The organism is Pseudomonas sp. FG98, assembly GCF_057808595.1.
Window position 1 is genome coordinate 1 of record NZ_JBMDIJ010000202.1, and the last position, 335, is coordinate 335.

Consider the following 335-nt stretch of genomic DNA (forward strand, 5'->3'; position numbering starts at 1 on the left):
ATCAACAACCTGACCGAGAGCTTCACGGTCACGGCGACGGACACCGACGGCAGCACCAGTAGTGGCAGCCTCGACGTCAACATCGTCGATGACGTGCCTACTGCCGTAGCCGATACGAATGCGTCGGTGGCAACCGAAGCGGCTACGGTATTGACCGGTAATGTGCTGACCAACGATGTCCAGGGCGCCGACCGTGTCACCGGGCCGATTACTGCCGGCACTTTCACCGGGACTTACGGCACCTTGGTTCTGGCCGCAGATGGCTTCTACACCTATACCTTGAATCCTTCGGATCCGGACTTCTTCAACCTGCACGGTGGTGGGACGGGGACCGA

General features: G+C 60.0%; 1 protein-coding gene. It reads left to right on the forward strand.

The features are described 5' to 3' along the window. On the forward strand, positions 1 to 335 hold a 335-nt coding region (locus tag ACODSK_RS32720), incomplete at both ends, for an Ig-like domain-containing protein (protein ID WP_489022309.1).